General features: G+C 44.3%; 17 protein-coding genes and 3 pseudogenes. 9 read left to right on the top strand and 11 right to left on the bottom strand.

Annotated elements, in window-relative coordinates:
• Window positions 1–434: 434 nt before the first annotated feature.
• The 3 genes from AAER43_RS23215 to AAER43_RS23205 all read right to left on the bottom strand — a co-directional run bounded on the left by AAER43_RS23215 (window position 435) and on the right by AAER43_RS23205 (window position 2,559).
• Complete coding sequence (locus AAER43_RS23215) at window positions 435–716, bottom strand: hypothetical protein (RefSeq protein ID WP_000708863.1); 282 nt, start codon at window positions 714–716, stop codon at window positions 435–437.
• A gap of 65 nt (window positions 717–781) precedes the next feature.
• Window positions 782–1,966, bottom strand: coding sequence for a hypothetical protein (locus AAER43_RS23210; protein WP_001272971.1), 1,185 nt, complete (start codon window positions 1,964–1,966; stop codon window positions 782–784).
• A gap of 416 nt (window positions 1,967–2,382) precedes the next feature.
• On the bottom strand, window positions 2,383–2,559 hold the full coding sequence (locus tag AAER43_RS23205; RefSeq protein WP_001371930.1) for a hypothetical protein: 177 nt from the start codon (window positions 2,557–2,559) through the stop codon (window positions 2,383–2,385).
• A 510-nt stretch (window positions 2,560–3,069) separates the two neighbouring features.
• Here AAER43_RS23205 and AAER43_RS23200 point away from each other — a divergent pair.
• Both AAER43_RS23200 and AAER43_RS23195 read left to right on the top strand, forming a co-directional pair.
• Window positions 3,070–4,014, top strand: coding sequence for a DUF5417 domain-containing protein (locus AAER43_RS23200; protein ID WP_000778029.1), 945 nt, complete (start codon window positions 3,070–3,072; stop codon window positions 4,012–4,014).
• A 98-nt stretch (window positions 4,015–4,112) separates the two neighbouring features.
• Complete coding sequence (locus AAER43_RS23195; RefSeq protein WP_001031420.1) at window positions 4,113–4,712, top strand: hypothetical protein; 600 nt, start codon at window positions 4,113–4,115, stop codon at window positions 4,710–4,712.
• Between the two features lie 282 nt (window positions 4,713–4,994).
• Here AAER43_RS23195 and AAER43_RS23190 read toward each other — a convergent pair whose 3' ends face one another.
• Window positions 4,995–6,203 carry an IS4-like element ISVsa5 family transposase gene (locus AAER43_RS23190; RefSeq protein WP_001339197.1) on the bottom strand — a complete coding sequence of 403 codons (1,209 nt, stop codon included), beginning with the start codon at window positions 6,201–6,203 and terminating at the stop codon, window positions 4,995–4,997.
• Window positions 6,204–6,766: 563 nt separating this feature from the next.
• Window positions 6,767–6,970 (bottom strand): hypothetical protein, encoded by a 204-nt coding sequence (locus AAER43_RS23185; protein WP_001015183.1) that lies wholly within the window; start codon window positions 6,968–6,970, stop codon window positions 6,767–6,769.
• Window positions 6,971–7,273: 303 nt separating this feature from the next.
• Here AAER43_RS23185 and AAER43_RS23180 point away from each other — a divergent pair.
• From AAER43_RS23180 to AAER43_RS23170, 3 genes and pseudogenes are all read left to right on the top strand, one after another.
• Window positions 7,274–8,290 (top strand): annotated as a pseudogene (locus AAER43_RS23180) (IS4-like element ISVsa5 family transposase); the annotation flags it as partial.
• A gap of 72 nt (window positions 8,291–8,362) precedes the next feature.
• Window positions 8,363–9,483 (top strand): IS3-like element ISSen4 family transposase gene (locus tag AAER43_RS23175; RefSeq protein WP_087451024.1). Its coding sequence is split into 2 segments (ribosomal slippage): window positions 8,363–8,621 and window positions 8,621–9,483, totalling 1,122 coding nucleotides; the frame shifts between segments, so codons are not numbered across the junction.
• Window positions 9,484–9,512: 29 nt separating this feature from the next.
• A pseudogene (locus AAER43_RS23170) lies at window positions 9,513–9,707 on the top strand (IS4 family transposase); the annotation flags it as partial.
• Between the two features lie 9 nt (window positions 9,708–9,716).
• Here AAER43_RS23170 and AAER43_RS23165 read toward each other — a convergent pair.
• The gene (locus AAER43_RS23165; protein ID WP_000275180.1) at window positions 9,717–10,133 is read right to left on the bottom strand and encodes a helix-turn-helix domain-containing protein; all 417 of its coding nucleotides are present in this window, start codon (window positions 10,131–10,133) and stop codon (window positions 9,717–9,719) included.
• A gap of 87 nt (window positions 10,134–10,220) precedes the next feature.
• Here AAER43_RS23165 and tetC point away from each other — a divergent pair, with 87 nt between their 5' ends.
• Window positions 10,221–10,814, top strand: coding sequence for a tetracyline resistance-associated transcriptional repressor TetC (gene tetC, locus AAER43_RS23160; RefSeq protein ID WP_000428546.1), 594 nt, complete (start codon window positions 10,221–10,223; stop codon window positions 10,812–10,814).
• A 112-nt stretch (window positions 10,815–10,926) separates the two neighbouring features.
• Here the strand turns inward: tetC and tet(B) are convergent, their stop codons facing one another.
• Window positions 10,927–12,132 carry a tetracycline efflux MFS transporter Tet(B) gene (tet(B), locus tag AAER43_RS23155; protein WP_001089072.1) on the bottom strand — a complete coding sequence of 402 codons (1,206 nt, stop codon included), beginning with the start codon at window positions 12,130–12,132 and terminating at the stop codon, window positions 10,927–10,929.
• A gap of 81 nt (window positions 12,133–12,213) precedes the next feature.
• Here tet(B) and tetR(B) point away from each other — a divergent pair, with 81 nt between their 5' ends.
• Window positions 12,214–12,837, top strand: a complete 624-nt coding sequence (tetR(B), locus tag AAER43_RS23150) for a tetracycline resistance transcriptional repressor TetR(B) (RefSeq protein WP_000088605.1) — start codon at window positions 12,214–12,216, stop codon at window positions 12,835–12,837.
• Here tetR(B) and AAER43_RS23145 read toward each other — a convergent pair.
• Genes AAER43_RS23145 through AAER43_RS23135 form a run of 3 tightly spaced genes read right to left on the bottom strand, consistent with a single transcriptional unit; the run spans window position 12,815 to window position 14,208 of the window.
• Window positions 12,815–13,501 carry a winged helix-turn-helix domain-containing protein gene (locus AAER43_RS23145; protein ID WP_001284954.1) on the bottom strand — a complete coding sequence of 229 codons (687 nt, stop codon included), beginning with the start codon at window positions 13,499–13,501 and terminating at the stop codon, window positions 12,815–12,817. The genes tetR(B) and AAER43_RS23145 overlap by 23 nt on opposite strands.
• Before the next feature lie 7 nt (window positions 13,502–13,508).
• Window positions 13,509–13,895, bottom strand: coding sequence for a hypothetical protein (locus tag AAER43_RS23140; protein ID WP_000460651.1), 387 nt, complete (start codon window positions 13,893–13,895; stop codon window positions 13,509–13,511).
• Window positions 13,888–14,208: an antibiotic biosynthesis monooxygenase gene (locus AAER43_RS23135; protein WP_000562370.1), complete on the bottom strand. Its 321-nt coding sequence runs from the start codon at window positions 14,206–14,208 to the stop codon at window positions 13,888–13,890. The genes AAER43_RS23140 and AAER43_RS23135 overlap by 8 nt, the downstream gene beginning before the upstream one ends.
• 443 nt (window positions 14,209–14,651) lie before the next feature.
• On the opposite strand from AAER43_RS23135, the gene gltS reads away from it, so the two are divergent.
• A complete protein-coding gene (gltS, locus tag AAER43_RS23130) occupies window positions 14,652–15,857 on the top strand; it encodes a sodium/glutamate symporter (RefSeq protein WP_000599533.1) in 1,206 nt (401 codons plus the stop codon).
• A gap of 230 nt (window positions 15,858–16,087) precedes the next feature.
• Window positions 16,088–16,207: pseudogene (locus AAER43_RS23125) on the top strand (LysR family transcriptional regulator); the annotation flags it as partial.
• A gap of 15 nt (window positions 16,208–16,222) precedes the next feature.
• Here the strand turns inward: AAER43_RS23125 and AAER43_RS23120 are convergent.
• Complete coding sequence (locus AAER43_RS23120; RefSeq protein ID WP_001339175.1) at window positions 16,223–17,431, bottom strand: IS4-like element ISVsa5 family transposase; 1,209 nt, start codon at window positions 17,429–17,431, stop codon at window positions 16,223–16,225.
• Between the last annotated feature and the right edge of the window lie 121 nt (window positions 17,432–17,552).

Raw genomic sequence — 17,552 nt, 5'->3', positions numbered from 1 at the left:
ATTCAACAAAGCCGAGAAAAGACACAAAACGCACCATGCGCAAAAAACTGCAAGTCCAGATGCAATAATCTCGCGTAAAAACATATTAAACGTTTCCGATAATGAATAAGTAATTACCATATCCTCTCCGTAAGTCTACATATAATTCAGACGTGACAAATAATTAAAGGCATTGCTATTCTATCATTATGCATTGCGTTTAAAATCATTTCTAATTCAGCAGAGTAGCGATACAGGCATTTCGCTATCCTAAAATCTGGTAGCTTTCCATTTCCTTGCTGAGATAAATCAAAATAATTCTATTTATTGCCTATTCGGATGCTGCAAAACCTTATAAATCCGGATGTATATCACTTAACAGTGAACCATTCGGTGACTTGCTCTCCGTGAGGTCCACCGGGTTTATCCAGTAGGGAACATTCTGCTTTTACCGTTTACTGCATACGCGAGCAGGAATTCTGTTGCAGTTCTGCATTTGCCTGCTTTTCCAGTGCTGTCATAACCCGGCGGAGCATCGCCAGAGCCTGAACAGGCGAGCTCCCAAACTGCACTTTCACTTCATCCGTATCATGATCCTGAATCAGGTCGAGGATGTTCACTTCGATCCCTGCCCCGTTTTCATCTTTTGCCGTGCACTGAATACTTACCCGGGTCACCGAATCCGTCAGGACTGGCAGTGGGTTAGTCTTGTCTACGTTGATAAAAGCCTTCTTCATTGCCCTGTTTCCCCTTGTCCTGAAAAAGTTACCGACCCGTCCGGATGGAGGGGTCGGTCAGAAAATCATGCCTGTCCCTTATTCATCTTCTCAGCATGCTTACGCAGGTACTCTTTCAGGTCAGCATGAGCATTGATGATATCGTTCATTTCATCATTGGTCAGAACAAGCGTGTAAGTATCAGTGCTGACAGATTCACCTTCTTTAAGCTTGGCTTCTTCAGCAATACGTTCAAAAATCGGGATCGCGGTGTCGGCAATGACGGTCACGGTCTTTTTGTTCAGAACGCTGGACATGGATGGTGCTTTACCTGCCGGGTTCTGTTTAGGAGCGCTGTCCTTTGGAGCCGGAGCTGGTTCCTGTACCGGTGGCGTAACCAGCGTCTCTGTATTGCTTTCATCATTCAGTTGATCCGGTACCGGGGTGTTAACGGTAGCATTACCTGCCGGTTGCTCATCACCGGAGTTTTCCGGAGTCTGCGGATCTGCCATGCGCTCTTCTACCTTGGCAGCTTTGACGAATTTCAGCGTGTTTTTCGTCGCTTTACCATAGATGGAGATCGCCTTGTTGATGTTATCTACCGCATCCTCACCGCTGTACATATACTCGTCCAGCGCAACGTACATGCTCACCTGATCGCTCACAAGCATGGTCTGTAGTTCAGAAGGCAGGTCCAGTACGCGAACCATCTGGCGAAGATGCTGCTCTGATTTACCACGTTTTTTTGCCAGTTCCGCAAAGGTCTTAGGCTCTTCTTTATCTTCAACAAGACGCTTAATTGAAAGCGCTTCAGCTACGACAGACAGCGCCAGGTTGGAGTTGCCGGTCAGGGTGAAGAGTTCTGCTTTTGAAGCGCTACCGCGAAACTCTTCGCAGCGAATACGAGTAATGCGTTCACGCCCTTCTGCTTCCAGCTGGCGGTTTGCAATAGCGATGGAACGGATACGGCAAGCCCCCTGACGCAGTACAGGTACGCCATTAACCATCTGAACAACGATAGGCGTCACGCTGAACGGGTCTTCCATGTAGGCATCGGCCAGGCTGTTCAGGTGTTCCACAACGTGAGGCATTGAATAGTAGAGCTCGCCCATACCGGCCGTGCGGGTGTTAAAGCCTTCCTGCTCTACAACAACCGAAGGGTCAATGATAAGGCCGTTACCTTTACGGGCACCGTTACCAGTGCGTTCCAGGTAACCACGAAGGCTGATTTCGTTGCTGTTGTTTTTTACTTCAGTTTCGATTGCGGACATTTTTGTTCTCTCTTTTGGTTGGTTGTTTAACTGCGCTACAACACAACAATACCAGGTTCGACATTTTTTCTAATAGGTTGCACAGAAGAAAAAGTAACTTTTCTTAAAAAAAATTCCTGAGACAATACTACTCGATCCGTCCGTTTTAAATCTTCACAACAGTGGGCCGTTTTTACGTTTAAGCAAAATAGCTGGTTCAGAAGGTGAGTCGGAGAGAAAAGTTACTTTTCCGGTTGTCTGGGCCAGTGATGAGAGAGTGGCAGGACAGGAATGGCTAAACCGGTGCGGGTCTCTTGTAAGTCGCAGGGGATTGAGGAGATATAGAGGTAAACCGGTACGTTCAGTTTTTGGATTGAGCCGGGCTTTTGGCCCGGGCTTAAGGAAGCGGAAATTTGAACGAACTGGCAGGTAATGATTTATGCCGCCGACAGCTGGCCGTCAGTGCTTTGCTGTTCTGGTTTGACAGTTGGGGGATAACCGGCAGTTAGCCGCTGGCATTCCGCATCACAGAAAGCCCTGAGGTTGCTGAAGACGGACTCCATGAAATCAGCATGAGCATACGAGTCTACAGGACGTGTCTTGTTATCTTTCATCTTGTTCTCCTCAATCATTATTAAAACCAGCGGATTTAGTTCCTGGCGCTCCATCTGCTGACCGGCTTTCCCAGAGAGCAGCGATGTGTCGGGTTCTGTTTCTCATTTTATCGTTTTCATCGGGCCCATCCGGCCGTATAAGAGACCGATTTGGCATGTTTAAGAAACGTACTGGCGACATTAAAAGCTGAGGTTGGCTTTGGAATAAAAGGATACTTTTCCCGTTTGTCAGGTCTTTCGCTACCGCTGCACGATGATTCTGTCAGGCATTCTGCGCCCTCCTTGGCTGTACATCTTGAAACAAGCGGTGGGATGTTCCCTTCCCCCTGCTCACCGCAGAATAATTGGCAAGTCCCGACGGTCGTTCCGTACGAGCCGGGTCCAAATAATGAATAAATACAACGCCACTTCAATTGTATTGACAATAGAAGTTAGGAGGATCATAGTGTCATTCATGGTGCGGCTTTCGCACCACCGCCCCGGCGGTACCGGGCAGAACTGGAGTACCTCATGAAACTTTCCCGTCAGACGACTTCTGATACTTCTGTTGATGGCCGTTCACGCGCATATGCCTGGGGCCGTGTCCATTATTTCATTATCGAACATGCACCAATGGCTGAGCTGGTCGCTATTGACGAGCTGCTGGAAAAAGCTGGCTGGAGCAATGACGGCTGTCCGAACTATGAGAAAGATGACGAGTTTGGTAATGCTGGTTACAGCTGTGGTTACTGGATCGATATTGACAGCGTGGGAAGCTTCAAGGCTGACTACAAACGTCTTAAGGGTGAGATTAGTGCGCATATCGCCTCAAAGGCGGCAGAGGTGGAGATCCGCGTACTGGACTCGATGTCCGACAAAGAATGTAAAGATGTTGCCTCGGTGGCATGTACTGTTCGCCGTGACTTACGTACGCAGTCCGAATCGCTTCATTCACTGCGTACTATCGTAACGGTTGATCATTACAATCCCTATGTGATCACCAGCCGCCCGCTGAGCATTTCCGCCTGGACACTTATCCACGACTGTCTGAAAACCGGCACCATCAATGACGTCTGTTCACGGTTGAGTTCATTAATCCTGCACTCTGAAGCCGCGATTGCCCGTTGTAAGGGAAGCTCCGACTACTCTTCGGAACACGCTCAGCTATCGTTTTTTGCTGGTAACGACTATGTCACCAGACGCACCCTTGTTGATGCAGCTCACGAAGAGGCTCTGCGAATGAACCGCCGCTTTGATGAACGTATTGCAATGAACGCGGATTCTGATGCCAGAAGGCTCCAGTGCGAATTCAACCTGAGCAACCATGTCGTACAGCGTCGGACCGTTGAATCTGCTCATATCCAGGCAATCAACGAAGACGTCACCCGTTCACAGGCGGAACCACGCTGCCCTGGAAAGCTTCTTCTGAAAATGACCAGTCATGAGGAAGTGCGGGACTCACTGAGCACCTGTTAGTCCAGCGACACCCCCTGCGGCTCTACTACCGGGCCGCAGTCTGCTCCGGCCAGATGGTGCCAGTGGCGTAATGAATTTGTTTAATAAGGCTGAGTATGATGAATAAAGAACAACTAATCGACAAACTGGAACGCGTGGTATGTGGTCAGTACTCCTACGAAATGCAGGAGCTTGCGTATTCGGCCCTCTGCTGCATTAAAGGCACCCCGGACGACTGCGCTAAGTTCCCTGTTACGCGTCCGCTGCCTGACACCTTAGTGGACGTATGGGACGAGATCGGGCAATACCTTGGCACAGGCAAAGCCATTGAAACTCGCAGTTGCGGCGTTTCGCTTCTGCTTCATGGACACTGCTACGATTCAAATCATGTGCTGTACTGGCGCAATGCTGGCGCACTTCCAGCAGCTTGCGATACGCCACTGGCTGGTGGGTCTCGCAAACTGTTCACCTGCTCAGCCTGTGGAGTGGACGGTCTGGATGAACCACCTGAAACCAGTTGCCACTGCTGCACAGAGGGGGCCCACTGGATTGAGAGCAGGCTCTTCACCTCCGGGCAGGCAGACCCTGAAGAATTTAGACCCGTGGCGGTCGTGAAAGAGTGTGCAGGCTCAACGCCGGATGATCGGCTCATCTGGAGCGTGATTGAACAGCTCAACGGCGAACTGGCGGAAGGCGATAAACTATTTAAGCGACGCTGACAGATCACGTCAGCATTTATATCAGACGAACTCCAGAATAATTTAAAGCAACCATGAACATGAAAAAGCCCAAAGCTGCATTACAGAATGCCATGAAAGAAGATGTGCCAGCTGTGACACAGATTCAGATGCGATCTACGGTTTCCAGAAAGGTTCGCTATGTAAAACAGGCAAATCGAGAGGGTCTGAAATTATCTGAGTGGATGTCGCGGCATCTCGACGCTGTCTGTGATACCGCAGATGAGATTCATAAAGGCAAACGCTCAACTCTGAGAGATCCCCTCATAATTTCCCCAAAGCGTAACCATGTGTGAATAAATTTTGAGCTAGTAGGGTTGCAGCCACGAGTAAGTCTTCCCTTGTTATTGTGTAGCCAGAATGCCGCAAAACTTCCATGCCTAAGCGAACTGTTGAGAGTACGTTTCGATTTCTGACTGTGTTAGCCTGGAAGTGCTTGTCCCAACCTTGTTTCTGAGCATGAACGCCCGCAAGCCAACATGTTAGTTGAAGCATCAGGGCGATTAGCAGCATGATATCAAAACGCTCTGAGCTGCTCGTTCGGCTATGGCGTAGGCCTAGTCCGTAGGCAGGACTTTTCAAGTCTCGGAAGGTTTCTTCAATCTGCATTCGCTTCGAATAGATATTAACAAGTTGTTTGGGTGTTCGAATTTCAACAGGTAAGTTAGTTGCTAGAACCCATGGCTCCTTTGCCGACGCTGAGTAGATTTTAGGTGACGGGTGGTGACAATGAGTCCGTGTCGAGCGCTGATTTTTTCGGCCTTTAGAGCGAGATTTATACAATAGAATTTGGCATGAGATTGGATTGCTTTTAGTCAGCCTCTTATAGCCTAAAGTCTTTGAGTGACTAGATGACATATCATGTAAGTTGCTGATAGGTTTCCAGTTTTCCGCTCCTAGGTCTGCATATTGTACTTTTCCTCTTACTCGACTTAACCAGTACCAACCCAGCTTCTCAACGGATTTATACCATGGCACTTTAAAGCCAGCATCACTGACAATGAGCGGTGTGGTGTTACTCGGTAGAATGCTCGCAAGGTCGGCTAGAAATTGGTCATGAGCTTTCTTTGAACATTGCTCTGAAAGCGGGAACGCTTTCTCATAAAGAGTAACAGAACGACCGTGTAGTGCGACTGAAGCTCGCAATACCATAAGTCGTTTTTGCTCACGAATATCAGACCAGTCAACAAGTACAATGGGCATCGTATTGCCCGAACAGATAAAGCTAGCATGCCAACGGTATACAGCGAGTCGCTCTTTGTGGAGGTGACGATTACCTAACAATCGGTCGATTCGTTTGATGTTATGTTTTGTTCTCGCTTTGGTTGGCAGGTTACGGCCAAGTTCGGTAAGAGTGAGAGTTTTACAGTCAAGTAATGCGTGGCAAGCCAACGTTAAGCTGTTGAGTCGTTTTAAGTGTAATTCGGGGCAGAATTGGTAAAGAGAGTCGTGTAAAATATCGAGTTCGCACATCTTGTTGTCTGATTATTGATTTTTCGCGAAACCATTTGATCATATGACAAGATGTGTATCCACCTTAACTTAATGATTTTTACCAAAATCATTAGGGGATTCATCAGCGCTCTGCATCGCCAGGACCATCCCCTCCGGCGACAGCAGTTCTCGACAGAGGTAGCAGGCCCCGATCCGGGTTGAATCCCGCAGCCACATTACGGGATACTCTTTAACCAGTTGGTCATACACGCATTCTGCCATATGAAAGTAATTTTCGTCAGCCCTGCAAAAATCACACATTCGATTTCCTTAAATGGTGTTCATCGAGATAATTCAGAAAGTTGATTCGCCAAACTACGGGGCATTTCTTTAATGGCGGAGCTTTACATCACTATTTCTGTCATTTTCAAATCCGCCGGATACAGCAATAATTGCACCGAACAGCGGTTTGAACTGCAATGCATCCGTAGGGTATGCGACAATAATAAGGCTCTTCCCGTACTCTTAAAAATGGAAGAGTTTAAAACCCATACTGCTGGGATGAGCGAAGCACGGTACATTATGCCAGCGTATAAGGGCCGTCATAACTTGTTTTTTTCTAGAACACGGCGAAGTTTTCTTACCTGGGAAGCTGTGGAAAGCGTACCGGTTCGGGGATGGCATGCGCTTGCCTTTTCACCTGGTTTGAGTACATAGGCTAATGCCAGCTCGTTCAGAGCCGCCTCAGCTTTCAACAGGGCCTCAATGGCCGTGTTCAGGTATACAGTTCGGCTCTCATGGTTCATCAGGATTTTCCTCACAAGGGTAAAAATGACAGGCGATACCTGCCGTTTACCCTTTGTCTCCGTTAAGAATGGCATCACGGCAGGCTTCCCAGATTACCTGGGCATTAGCATCACACTCCACGAACCCGCCGCACTGATCGTATATCACCTGGTATACCTCAGGGGGAATCTTCCCAGGCGCAACCGGAGTTGAGCGCTGATGAATCCCCTAATGATTTTGGTAAAAATCATTAAGTTAAGGTGGATACACATCTTGTCATATGATCAAATGGTTTCGCGAAAAATCAATAATCAGACAACAAGATGTGCGAACTCGATATTTTACACGACTCTCTTTACCAATTCTGCCCCGAATTACACTTAAAACGACTCAACAGCTTAACGTTGGCTTGCCACGCATTACTTGACTGTAAAACTCTCACTCTTACCGAACTTGGCCGTAACCTGCCAACCAAAGCGAGAACAAAACATAACATCAAACGAATCGACCGATTGTTAGGTAATCGTCACCTCCACAAAGAGCGACTCGCTGTATACCGTTGGCATGCTAGCTTTATCTGTTCGGGCAATACGATGCCCATTGTACTTGTTGACTGGTCTGATATTCGTGAGCAAAAACGACTTATGGTATTGCGAGCTTCAGTCGCACTACACGGTCGTTCTGTTACTCTTTATGAGAAAGCGTTCCCGCTTTCAGAGCAATGTTCAAAGAAAGCTCATGACCAATTTCTAGCCGACCTTGCGAGCATTCTACCGAGTAACACCACACCGCTCATTGTCAGTGATGCTGGCTTTAAAGTGCCATGGTATAAATCCGTTGAGAAGCTGGGTTGGTACTGGTTAAGTCGAGTAAGAGGAAAAGTACAATATGCAGACCTAGGAGCGGAAAACTGGAAACCTATCAGCAACTTACATGATATGTCATCTAGTCACTCAAAGACTTTAGGCTATAAGAGGCTGACTAAAAGCAATCCAATCTCATGCCAAATTCTATTGTATAAATCTCGCTCTAAAGGCCGAAAAAATCAGCGCTCGACACGGACTCATTGTCACCACCCGTCACCTAAAATCTACTCAGCGTCGGCAAAGGAGCCATGGGTTCTAGCAACTAACTTACCTGTTGAAATTCGAACACCCAAACAACTTGTTAATATCTATTCGAAGCGAATGCAGATTGAAGAAACCTTCCGAGACTTGAAAAGTCCTGCCTACGGACTAGGCCTACGCCATAGCCGAACGAGCAGCTCAGAGCGTTTTGATATCATGCTGCTAATCGCCCTGATGCTTCAACTAACATGTTGGCTTGCGGGCGTTCATGCTCTGACCTGCTCCCCGTTGATTAGTACACCCCGATGTTAGTAATGTCTTCATAAGCCACATGAGGACATCCCCATGAAGAAGCGTTTTTCCGACGAACAGATCATCAGTATTCTCCGCGAAGCCGAAGCTGGGGTACCCGCCCGTGAACTCTGCCGCAAGCATGCCATTTCCGATGCCACGTTTTACACCTGGCGTAAGAAGTATGGCGGTATGGAGGTGCCTGAAGTTAAGCGCCTGAAGTCGCTTGAGGAAGAGAACGCCAGACTCAAGAAGCTGCTTGCCGAAGCCATGCTGGATAAAGAGGCGCTTCAGGTGGCTCTGGGGCGAAAGTACTGACGACAGACCAGAAGCGGGAAGCCGTGATGTTGATGTGTGATGCGACCGGTCTGTCGCAACGTCGTGCCTGCAGGCTTACAGGTTTATCCCTGTCGACTTGCCGCTATGAGGCTCACCGTCCGGCTGCTGATGCGCATTTATCAGGGCGCATCACTGAGCTGGCACTGGAGCGCAGGCGTTTTGGCTACCGTCGTATTTGGCAGTTGCTGCGCCGTGAAGGGCTTCATGTTAATCATAAGCGCGTGTACCGGCTTTATCACCTCAGTGGCCTGGGCGTAAAACGCAGAAGACGTCGTAAAGGGCTGGCAACAGAACGTCTGCCGCTGCTCCGTCCGGCGGCGCCCAATCTGACCTGGTCGATGGATTTCGTCATGGACGCACTTTCCACCGGTCGCAGGATCAAGTGTCTTACCTGCGTCGATGATTTCACAAAGGAATGCCTGACGGTCACTGTTGCCTTTGGGATTTCAGGCGTTCAGGTCACGCGTATTCTGGACAGCATTGCACTGTTTCGAGGCTATCCGGCGACGATAAGAACTGACCAGGGGCCGGAGTTCACTTGCCGTGCACTGGATCAATGGGCCTTTGAGCATGGTGTTGAGTTGCGCTTAATCCAGCCGGGCAAGCCAACGCAGAACGGATTTATTGAGAGCTTTAACGGACGATTTCGCGATGAATGTTTGAATGAGCACTGGTTCAGCGATATCGTTCATGCCAGGAAAATTATTAATGACTGGCGGCAGGATTATAACGAATGCCGCCCGCACTCCACGCTGAATTATCAGACACCGTCTGAATTTGCAGCGGGCTGGAGAAAGGGTCATTCTGAGAATGAAGATTCCGACGTTACTAACTGAGTGTTGTATCTAATCGTGGGGGCAGGTCAGCTCAGAAACAAGGTTGGGACAAGCACTTCCAGGCTAACACAGTCAGAAATCGAAACGTACTCTCAACAGTTCGCTTAGGCATGGAAGTTTTGCGGCATTCTGGCTACACAATAACAAGGGAAGACTTACTCGTGGCTGCAACCCTACTAGCTCAAAATTTATTCACACATGGTTACGCTTTGGGGAAATTATGAGGGGATCTCTCAGTGCATTGCCTCCAATTCCCATAATTTATTACGCCGATAATAACTTGGTGTAACCTTAAAAATGTACTTAAATCGACGTGTAAAAGATTGTTGGGAATCAAATTGATATTTTAATGCGATCTCAAGGATAGTTTTTTTCGTCAACCTCAACTCAACAGCCGCTTTCGTCAAACGACGAGCACGAATATAGCTAGCCAGTGTGACCCCTGTTACTTTTTTGAACAGCCGCTGAAAATACCACTTGGTATAACCCGCTTTATTCGCCACATCATCAAGCAGTAAAGACTGATCTAAATTATGTTCAATCCATAATAGAACATCTTTGATAACCGTTGTATGAAACTGCTTATCATCATATCTTAATTGGATGTTATTAGCTTTATTTTGATAGCGAGAATGCTGTTCAATATACATAAAATAACCTAAATGTTCTTAAGATTGTCACGACCACATCATCATGATACCATAAACATACTGACGGTATGTTATTTTAAATCTATCATGGAAAATAAAAATCATCAACAAGAAAATTTTAAGAGTACCTATCAATCACTGGTTAACTCAGCACGAATATTGTTTGTTGAAAAAGGCTATCAAGCTGTTTCAATAGATGAGATCTCGGGAAAAGCGTTGGTGACCAAAGGTGCCTTTTATCATCACTTTAAAAATAAAAAACAATTACTCAGTGCCTGTTATAAGCAGCAATTAATTATGATTGATGCCTACATCACAACAAAAACTGATTTAACAAATGGTTGGTCTGCCTTAGAAAGTATATTTGAACATTATCTTGATTATATTATTGATAATAATAAAAACCTTATCCCTATCCAAGAAGTGATGCCTATCATTGGTTGGAATGAACTTGAAAAAATTAGCCTTGAATACATTACTGGTAAGGTAAACGCCATTGTCAGCAAATTGATCCAAGAGAACCAACTTAAAGCTTATGATGATGATGTGCTTAAAAACTTACTCAATGGCTGGTTTATGCATATCGCAATACATGCGAAAAACCTAAAAGAGCTTGCCGATAAAAAAGGCCAATTTATTGCTATTTACCGCGGCTTTTTATTGAGCTTGAAAGATAAATAAAATAGATAGGTTTTATTTGAAGCTAAATCTTCTTTATCGTAAAAAATGCCCTCTTGGGTTATCAAGAGGGTCATTATATTTCGCGGAATAACATCATTTGGTGACGAAATAACTAAGCACTTGTCTCCTGTTTACTCCCCTGAGCTTGAGGGGTTAACATGAAGGTCATCGATAGCAGGATAATAATACAGTAAAACGCTAAACCAATAATCCAAATCCAGCCATCCCAAATTGGTAGTGAATGATTATAAATAACAGCAAACAGTAATGGGCCAATAACACCGGTTGCATTGGTAAGGCTCACCAATAATCCCTGTAAAGCACCTTGCTGATGACTCTTTGTTTGGATAGACATCACTCCCTGTAATGCAGGTAAAGCGATCCCACCACCAGCCAATAAAATTAAAACAGGGAAAACTAACCAACCTTCAGATATAAACGCTAAAAAGGCAAATGCACTACTATCTGCAATAAATCCGAGCAGTACTGCCGTTTTTTCGCCCCATTTAGTGGCTATTCTTCCTGCCACAAAGGCTTGGAATACTGAGTGTAAAAGACCAAGACCCGCTAATGAAAAGCCAACCATCATGCTATTCCATCCAAAACGATTTTCGGTAAATAGCACCCACACCGTTGCGGGAATTTGGCCTATCAATTGCGCTGAAAAATAAATAATCAACAAAATGGGCATCGTTTTAAATAAAGTGATGTATACCGAATTCGATTGCGTCTCAACCCCTACTTCGGTATCTGTATTATCACGTGTATTTTTGGTTTCACGGAACCAAAACATAACCACAAGGAAAGTGACAATATTTAGCAACGCAGCGATAAAAAAGGGACTATGCGGTGAAATCTCTCCTGCAAAACCACCAATAATAGGCCCCGCTATTAAACCAAGCCCAAAACTTGCCCCTAACCAACCGAACCACTTCACGCGTTGAGAAGCTGAGGTGGTATCGGCAATGACCGATGCCGCGACAGCCCCAGTAGCTCCTGTGATCCCTGAAAGCAAACGGCCTAAATACAGCATCCAAAGCGCACTTGAAAAAGCCAGCAATAAGTAATCCAGCGATGCGCCTATTAATGACAACAACAGCACTGGGCGCCGACCAAATCGGTCAGACATTTTTCCAAGCCAAGGAGCAAAGATAACCTGCATTAACGCATAAAGTGCAAGCAATACGCCAAAGTGGTTAGCGATATCTTCCGAAGCAATAAATTCACGTAATAACGTTGGCAAGACTGGCATGATAAGGCCAATCCCCATGGCATCGAGTAACGTAATTACCAATGCGATCTTTGTCGAACTATTCATTTCACTTTTCTCTATCACTGATAGGGAGTGGTAAAATAACTCTATCAATGATAGAGTGTCAACAAAAATTAGGAATTAATGATGTCTAGATTAGATAAAAGTAAAGTGATTAACAGCGCATTAGAGCTGCTTAATGAGGTCGGAATCGAAGGTTTAACAACCCGTAAACTCGCCCAGAAGCTAGGTGTAGAGCAGCCTACATTGTATTGGCATGTAAAAAATAAGCGGGCTTTGCTCGACGCCTTAGCCATTGAGATGTTAGATAGGCACCATACTCACTTTTGCCCTTTAGAAGGGGAAAGCTGGCAAGATTTTTTACGTAATAACGCTAAAAGTTTTAGATGTGCTTTACTAAGTCATCGCGATGGAGCAAAAGTACATTTAGGTACACGGCCTACAGAAAAACAGTATGAAACTCTCGAAAATCAATTAGCCTTTTTATGCCAACAAGGTTTTTCACTAGAGAATGCATTATATGCACTCAGCGCTGTGGGGCATTTTACTTTAGGTTGCGTATTGGAAGATCAAGAGCATCAAGTCGCTAAAGAAGAAAGGGAAACACCTACTACTGATAGTATGCCGCCATTATTACGACAAGCTATCGAATTATTTGATCACCAAGGTGCAGAGCCAGCCTTCTTATTCGGCCTTGAATTGATCATATGCGGATTAGAAAAACAACTTAAATGTGAAAGTGGGTCTTAAAAGCAGCATAACCTTTTTCCGTGATGGTAACTTCACGGTAACCAAGATGTCGAGTTAACCACCCTTTAGATTCATAAAGCGAAAATAATGCGGCTCCAACGTACCCACCTAAATGGAAACGGCGTTCACTCCAATCTAAACACGCACAACAGATTTTACGTGAATGTTTGGAAGGAACGTCAATTCCCATTTCATGAAAATATTGAATACCACTTAATGTGATCATTGAACCATTTTCAGTGATCCATTGCTGTTGACAAAGGGAATCATAGATCTTAACGGCAACTTCGCCAGCTAAATGATCATAGCAAGTACGTGCTTTTCGTAAATGCACTGGCGTGGAAACTTTGGCATGTACGCCATGGTTTAAGGAGATCCCCATCATACTTTCCATCAATTCAGCAATATCTTTTCCTGCTAGCCGAAAATAACGATGCTTGCCTTGAGCTACTACTGTGATTAGCTGGCAATCTAATAATTTAGATAAATGACTGCTCGCCGTTGAAGCTGATATATTCGCCACAGAACTTAGCTCAGTGGCCGTCCAAGCTCGCCCATCCATCAAAGCACTGAGTATTTTAACTCGTGAAATGTCAGACATAGCCGCCCCTATCGCGGCTATTGAGGACTCAAAGGTAACCTCTTTTCGTATTAAATTAGCCATCGCAAGTTCACTTTATTGCCCAAGGGAGCGTAACAGATGCAGCCATACTATCATTGTCCGTTATTAATATCAGTTGGTTAGCATGGTCACTGTATTGCACTAAAATATTAATGTTATTCTCCGCCAATACTCGTGCTATTTCGCCAAGTTCCCCCGGTTTTTCCTGTTTTAACTTACGAATTAATGGTGTCCGGATCGCAAGTACTAACAGTCCAGCTTGCTCTAGCGCTATTTTAGCTTCCTTTCCTTGTTCAACAAGAAAATGAGCATGGCATTCATCACCAACCGTAAATATCCCTCCCCCTTCCAATCCAATACCTTTATTACCTAATGTTTTTCCTAGTAATGCTAATTGTCCTATTTGATTATCTAAAACAACGTGAACATCAAACATTATCCTTGTCCTTTTTAAATGAATATTCGCGAGTAATATGAGCAATACTAATTTTGTAAAAATCAAATATTGACTCTCGCCCTTCTTGTTGAGCTTTCGCATGTAAAACATGATTTTTCCATTGCAGAACTGCGTATTCGTTTTCCCACCAAGATAGCGATAACATTTTTCCTTCTGTAGCTAGACTTTGAAAACGTTCAATTGAAATAAAACCAGCTACATGACTTAATAGTGGTCTTAACTCCTCAGCTAAAGTCAAATAGCGAGTTTGTTGGTCGGGTTGTATTTGCACCTCAAATATTACAGCAATCATATTTTTCTCCGTTATTAATCAACAAACAGAGTAATCCACCCGAAAATTAACACTTCGATAAGCAACGAAATATAGAAAGGTCATGCTGCTGTTTTATGTTGTATATCACACTTCTTTAAATTGCTCGGCCTGCGCTTATCATGTTCTCCTTCTCTTATAATTTTGTTTATTATTTATACTTTTTTATTTTTTGCTATCACCGAAAATAGTGCGGATCCCGCATGGTATTTAGGTTTACCCATCATTAAATACCATTGTTGTTATTTTAATCTTTTTAATATTTCATGATTAAGATCACACTAAAATTATGACCCTATTAACTAAAAGTTATGGATACCCTAATAAAACTCATTGTTAAAGATTAGTTAACCAAAGTAACTTCATTTTTCACTATTGTTAAATTGTTATAGTGAAAATTCTGGTAAACTAATAGAGGTAAAAAAATGATCCTAGATGCCAGTTATACATTATTAGTCGCATGTATCGCGCTACTCATAGGAATGTTTGTCGTAAAATTTACCCCGTTCCTACAAAAAAACCACATACCAGAAGCCGTCGTTGGTGGCTTTATTGTTGCAATTGTTCTGTTAATTATTGATAAAACATCAGGTTATTCGTTTACTTTTGATGCTTCATTGCAAAGTTTATTAATGCTCACATTCTTTTCCTCTATCGGGCTAAGTTCTGACTTTTCTCGACTGATTAAAGGAGGAAAGCCGTTAGTTCTATTAACTATTGCAGTAACGATCCTAATCGCCATTCAAAATACTGTCGGCATGAGTATGGCTGTCATGATGAATGAAAGTCCATTTATTGGCTTAATTGCAGGTTCAATTACTCTAACAGGTGGTCATGGTAATGCCGGAGCATGGGGCCCTATTCTCGCTGATAAATATGGTGTAACAGGCGCCGTTGAATTAGCGATGGCTTGTGCAACACTTGGATTAGTGTTGGGTGGTTTAGTTGGCGGCCCTGTTGCCCGTCATCTTTTGAAAAAGGTCTCTATTCCTAAAACAACCGAGCAAGAGCGCGACACTATCGTTGAAGCTTTTGAGCAACCAAGCGTCAAAAGAAAAATCAATGCAAATAACGTTATTGAAACCATTTCAATGCTGATTATCTGTATTGTTGTTGGTGGCTATATCAGTGCATTGTTTAAAGATACTTTTCTGCAACTGCCTACTTTTGTCTGGTGTTTATTTGTCGGTATTATTATCCGTAATACACTGACTCATGTATTTAAACACGAAGTGTTTGAGCCGACCGTCGATGTATTAGGTAGCGTTGCTTTATCGCTTTTCTTGGCAATGGCGTTAATGTCATTAAAATTTGGTCAATTGGCAAGCATGGCAGGGCCAGTATTAATTATCATTGCTGTACAAACTGTTGTCATGGTGCTATTTGCCTGCTTTGTCACCTTCAAAATGATGGGCAAAGATTATGATGCTGTCGTGATCAGCGCGGGTCACTGTGGCTTTGGTATGGGAGCAACACCAACAGCAATTGCGAATATGCAAACAGTCACAAAAGCATTTGGACCATCACATAAAGCTTTCCTTGTCGTTCCTATGGTCGGTGCCTTTATTGTTGATATTTCAAACAGTATCTTAATTAAAATATTTATTGAAATTGGTACATACTTTACCTAATAGCTACACACTACTCGGCGTACTTCTCCTAACAATTTATTATAGGGCAGTATGCCGAGCCGCTTTCTTACCCCGTATATTCCCCTAGTCAATCTATTTAGCTTGCACGTTTACGAATTAATTCTCGTGACAACTAAACCAAAATTTGAATTATGACGAGTATATCTGATTATTTATACTTTATTCGTTAGAATAGTCCGTAGAAATAAATAATCAGTAGGCTACATGGAATGAAATTAAGACATCTCGATATCTTTTATGCTGTAATGACTTGTGGTTCCTTAACGCGTGCGGCTGAAGTTTTACATATTTCTCAACCCGCGGCGAGTAAAGCACTCAAACATGCTGAGCACTGAGAGATCCCCTCATAATTTCCCCAAAACGTAACCATGTGTGAATAGATTTTGAGTAAGCAGGGTTGCAGCCACGAGTGAGTCTTCCCTTGTTATTGTGTAGCCAGAATGCCGCAAAACTTCCATGCCTAAGCGAACTGTTGAGAGTACGTTTCGATTTCTGACTGTGTTAGCCTGGAAGTGCTTGTCCCAACCTTGTTTCTGAGCATGAACGCCCGCAAGCCAACATGTTAGTTGAAGCATCAGGGCGATTAGCAGCATGATATCAAAACGCTCTGAGCTGCTCGTTCGGCTATGGCGTAGGCCTAGTCCGTAGGCAGGACTTTTCAAGTCTCGGAAGGTTTCTTCAATCTGCATTCGCTTCGAATAGATATTAACAAGTTGTTTGGGTGTTCGAATTTCAACAGGTAAGTTAGTTGCTAGAACCCATGGCTCCTTTGCCGACGCTGAGTAGATTTTAGGTGACGGGTGGTGACAATGAGTCCGTGTCGAGCGCTGATTTTTTCGGCCTTTAGAGCGAGATTTATACAATAGAATTTGGCATGAGATTGGATTGCTTTTAGTCAGCCTCTTATAGCCTAAAGTCTTTGAGTGACTAGATGACATATCATGTAAGTTGCTGATAGGTTTCCAGTTTTCCGCTCCTAGGTCTGCATATTGTACTTTTCCTCTTACTCGACTTAACCAGTACCAACCCAGCTTCTCAACGGATTTATACCATGGCACTTTAAAGCCAGCATCACTGACAATGAGCGGTGTGGTGTTACTCGGTAGAATGCTCGCAAGGTCGGCTAGAAATTGGTCATGAGCTTTCTTTGAACATTGCTCTGAAAGCGGGAACGCTTTCTCATAAAGAGTAACAGAACGACCGTGTAGTGCGACTGAAGCTCGCAATACCATAAGTCGTTTTTGCTCACGAATATCAGACCAGTCAACAAGTACAATGGGCATCGTATTGCCCGAACAGATAAAGCTAGCATGCCAACGGTATACAGCGAGTCGCTCTTTGTGGAGGTGACGATTACCTAACAATCGGTCGATTCGTTTGATGTTATGTTTTGTTCTCGCTTTGGTTGGCAGGTTACGGCCAAGTTCGGTAAGAGTGAGAGTTTTACAGTCAAGTAAGGCGTGGCAAGCCAACGTTAAGCTGTTGAGTCGTTTTAAGTGTAATTCGGGGCAGAATTGGTAAAGAGAGTCGTGTAAAATATCGAGTTCGCACATTTTGTTGTCTGATTATTGATTTTTGGCGAAACCATTTGATCATATGACAAGATGTGTATCTACCTTAACTTAATGATTTTGATAAAAATCATTAGGGGATTCATCAGTGCAGAGCGCTTTC

The sequence above is a fragment of the Enterobacter sp. FUJ80071 genome (assembly GCF_038739915.1).
Classification (GTDB): Bacteria; Pseudomonadota; Gammaproteobacteria; order Enterobacterales; family Enterobacteriaceae; genus Enterobacter; species Enterobacter kobei.
This window is presented reverse-complemented; position numbering and strand designations above follow the sequence as displayed.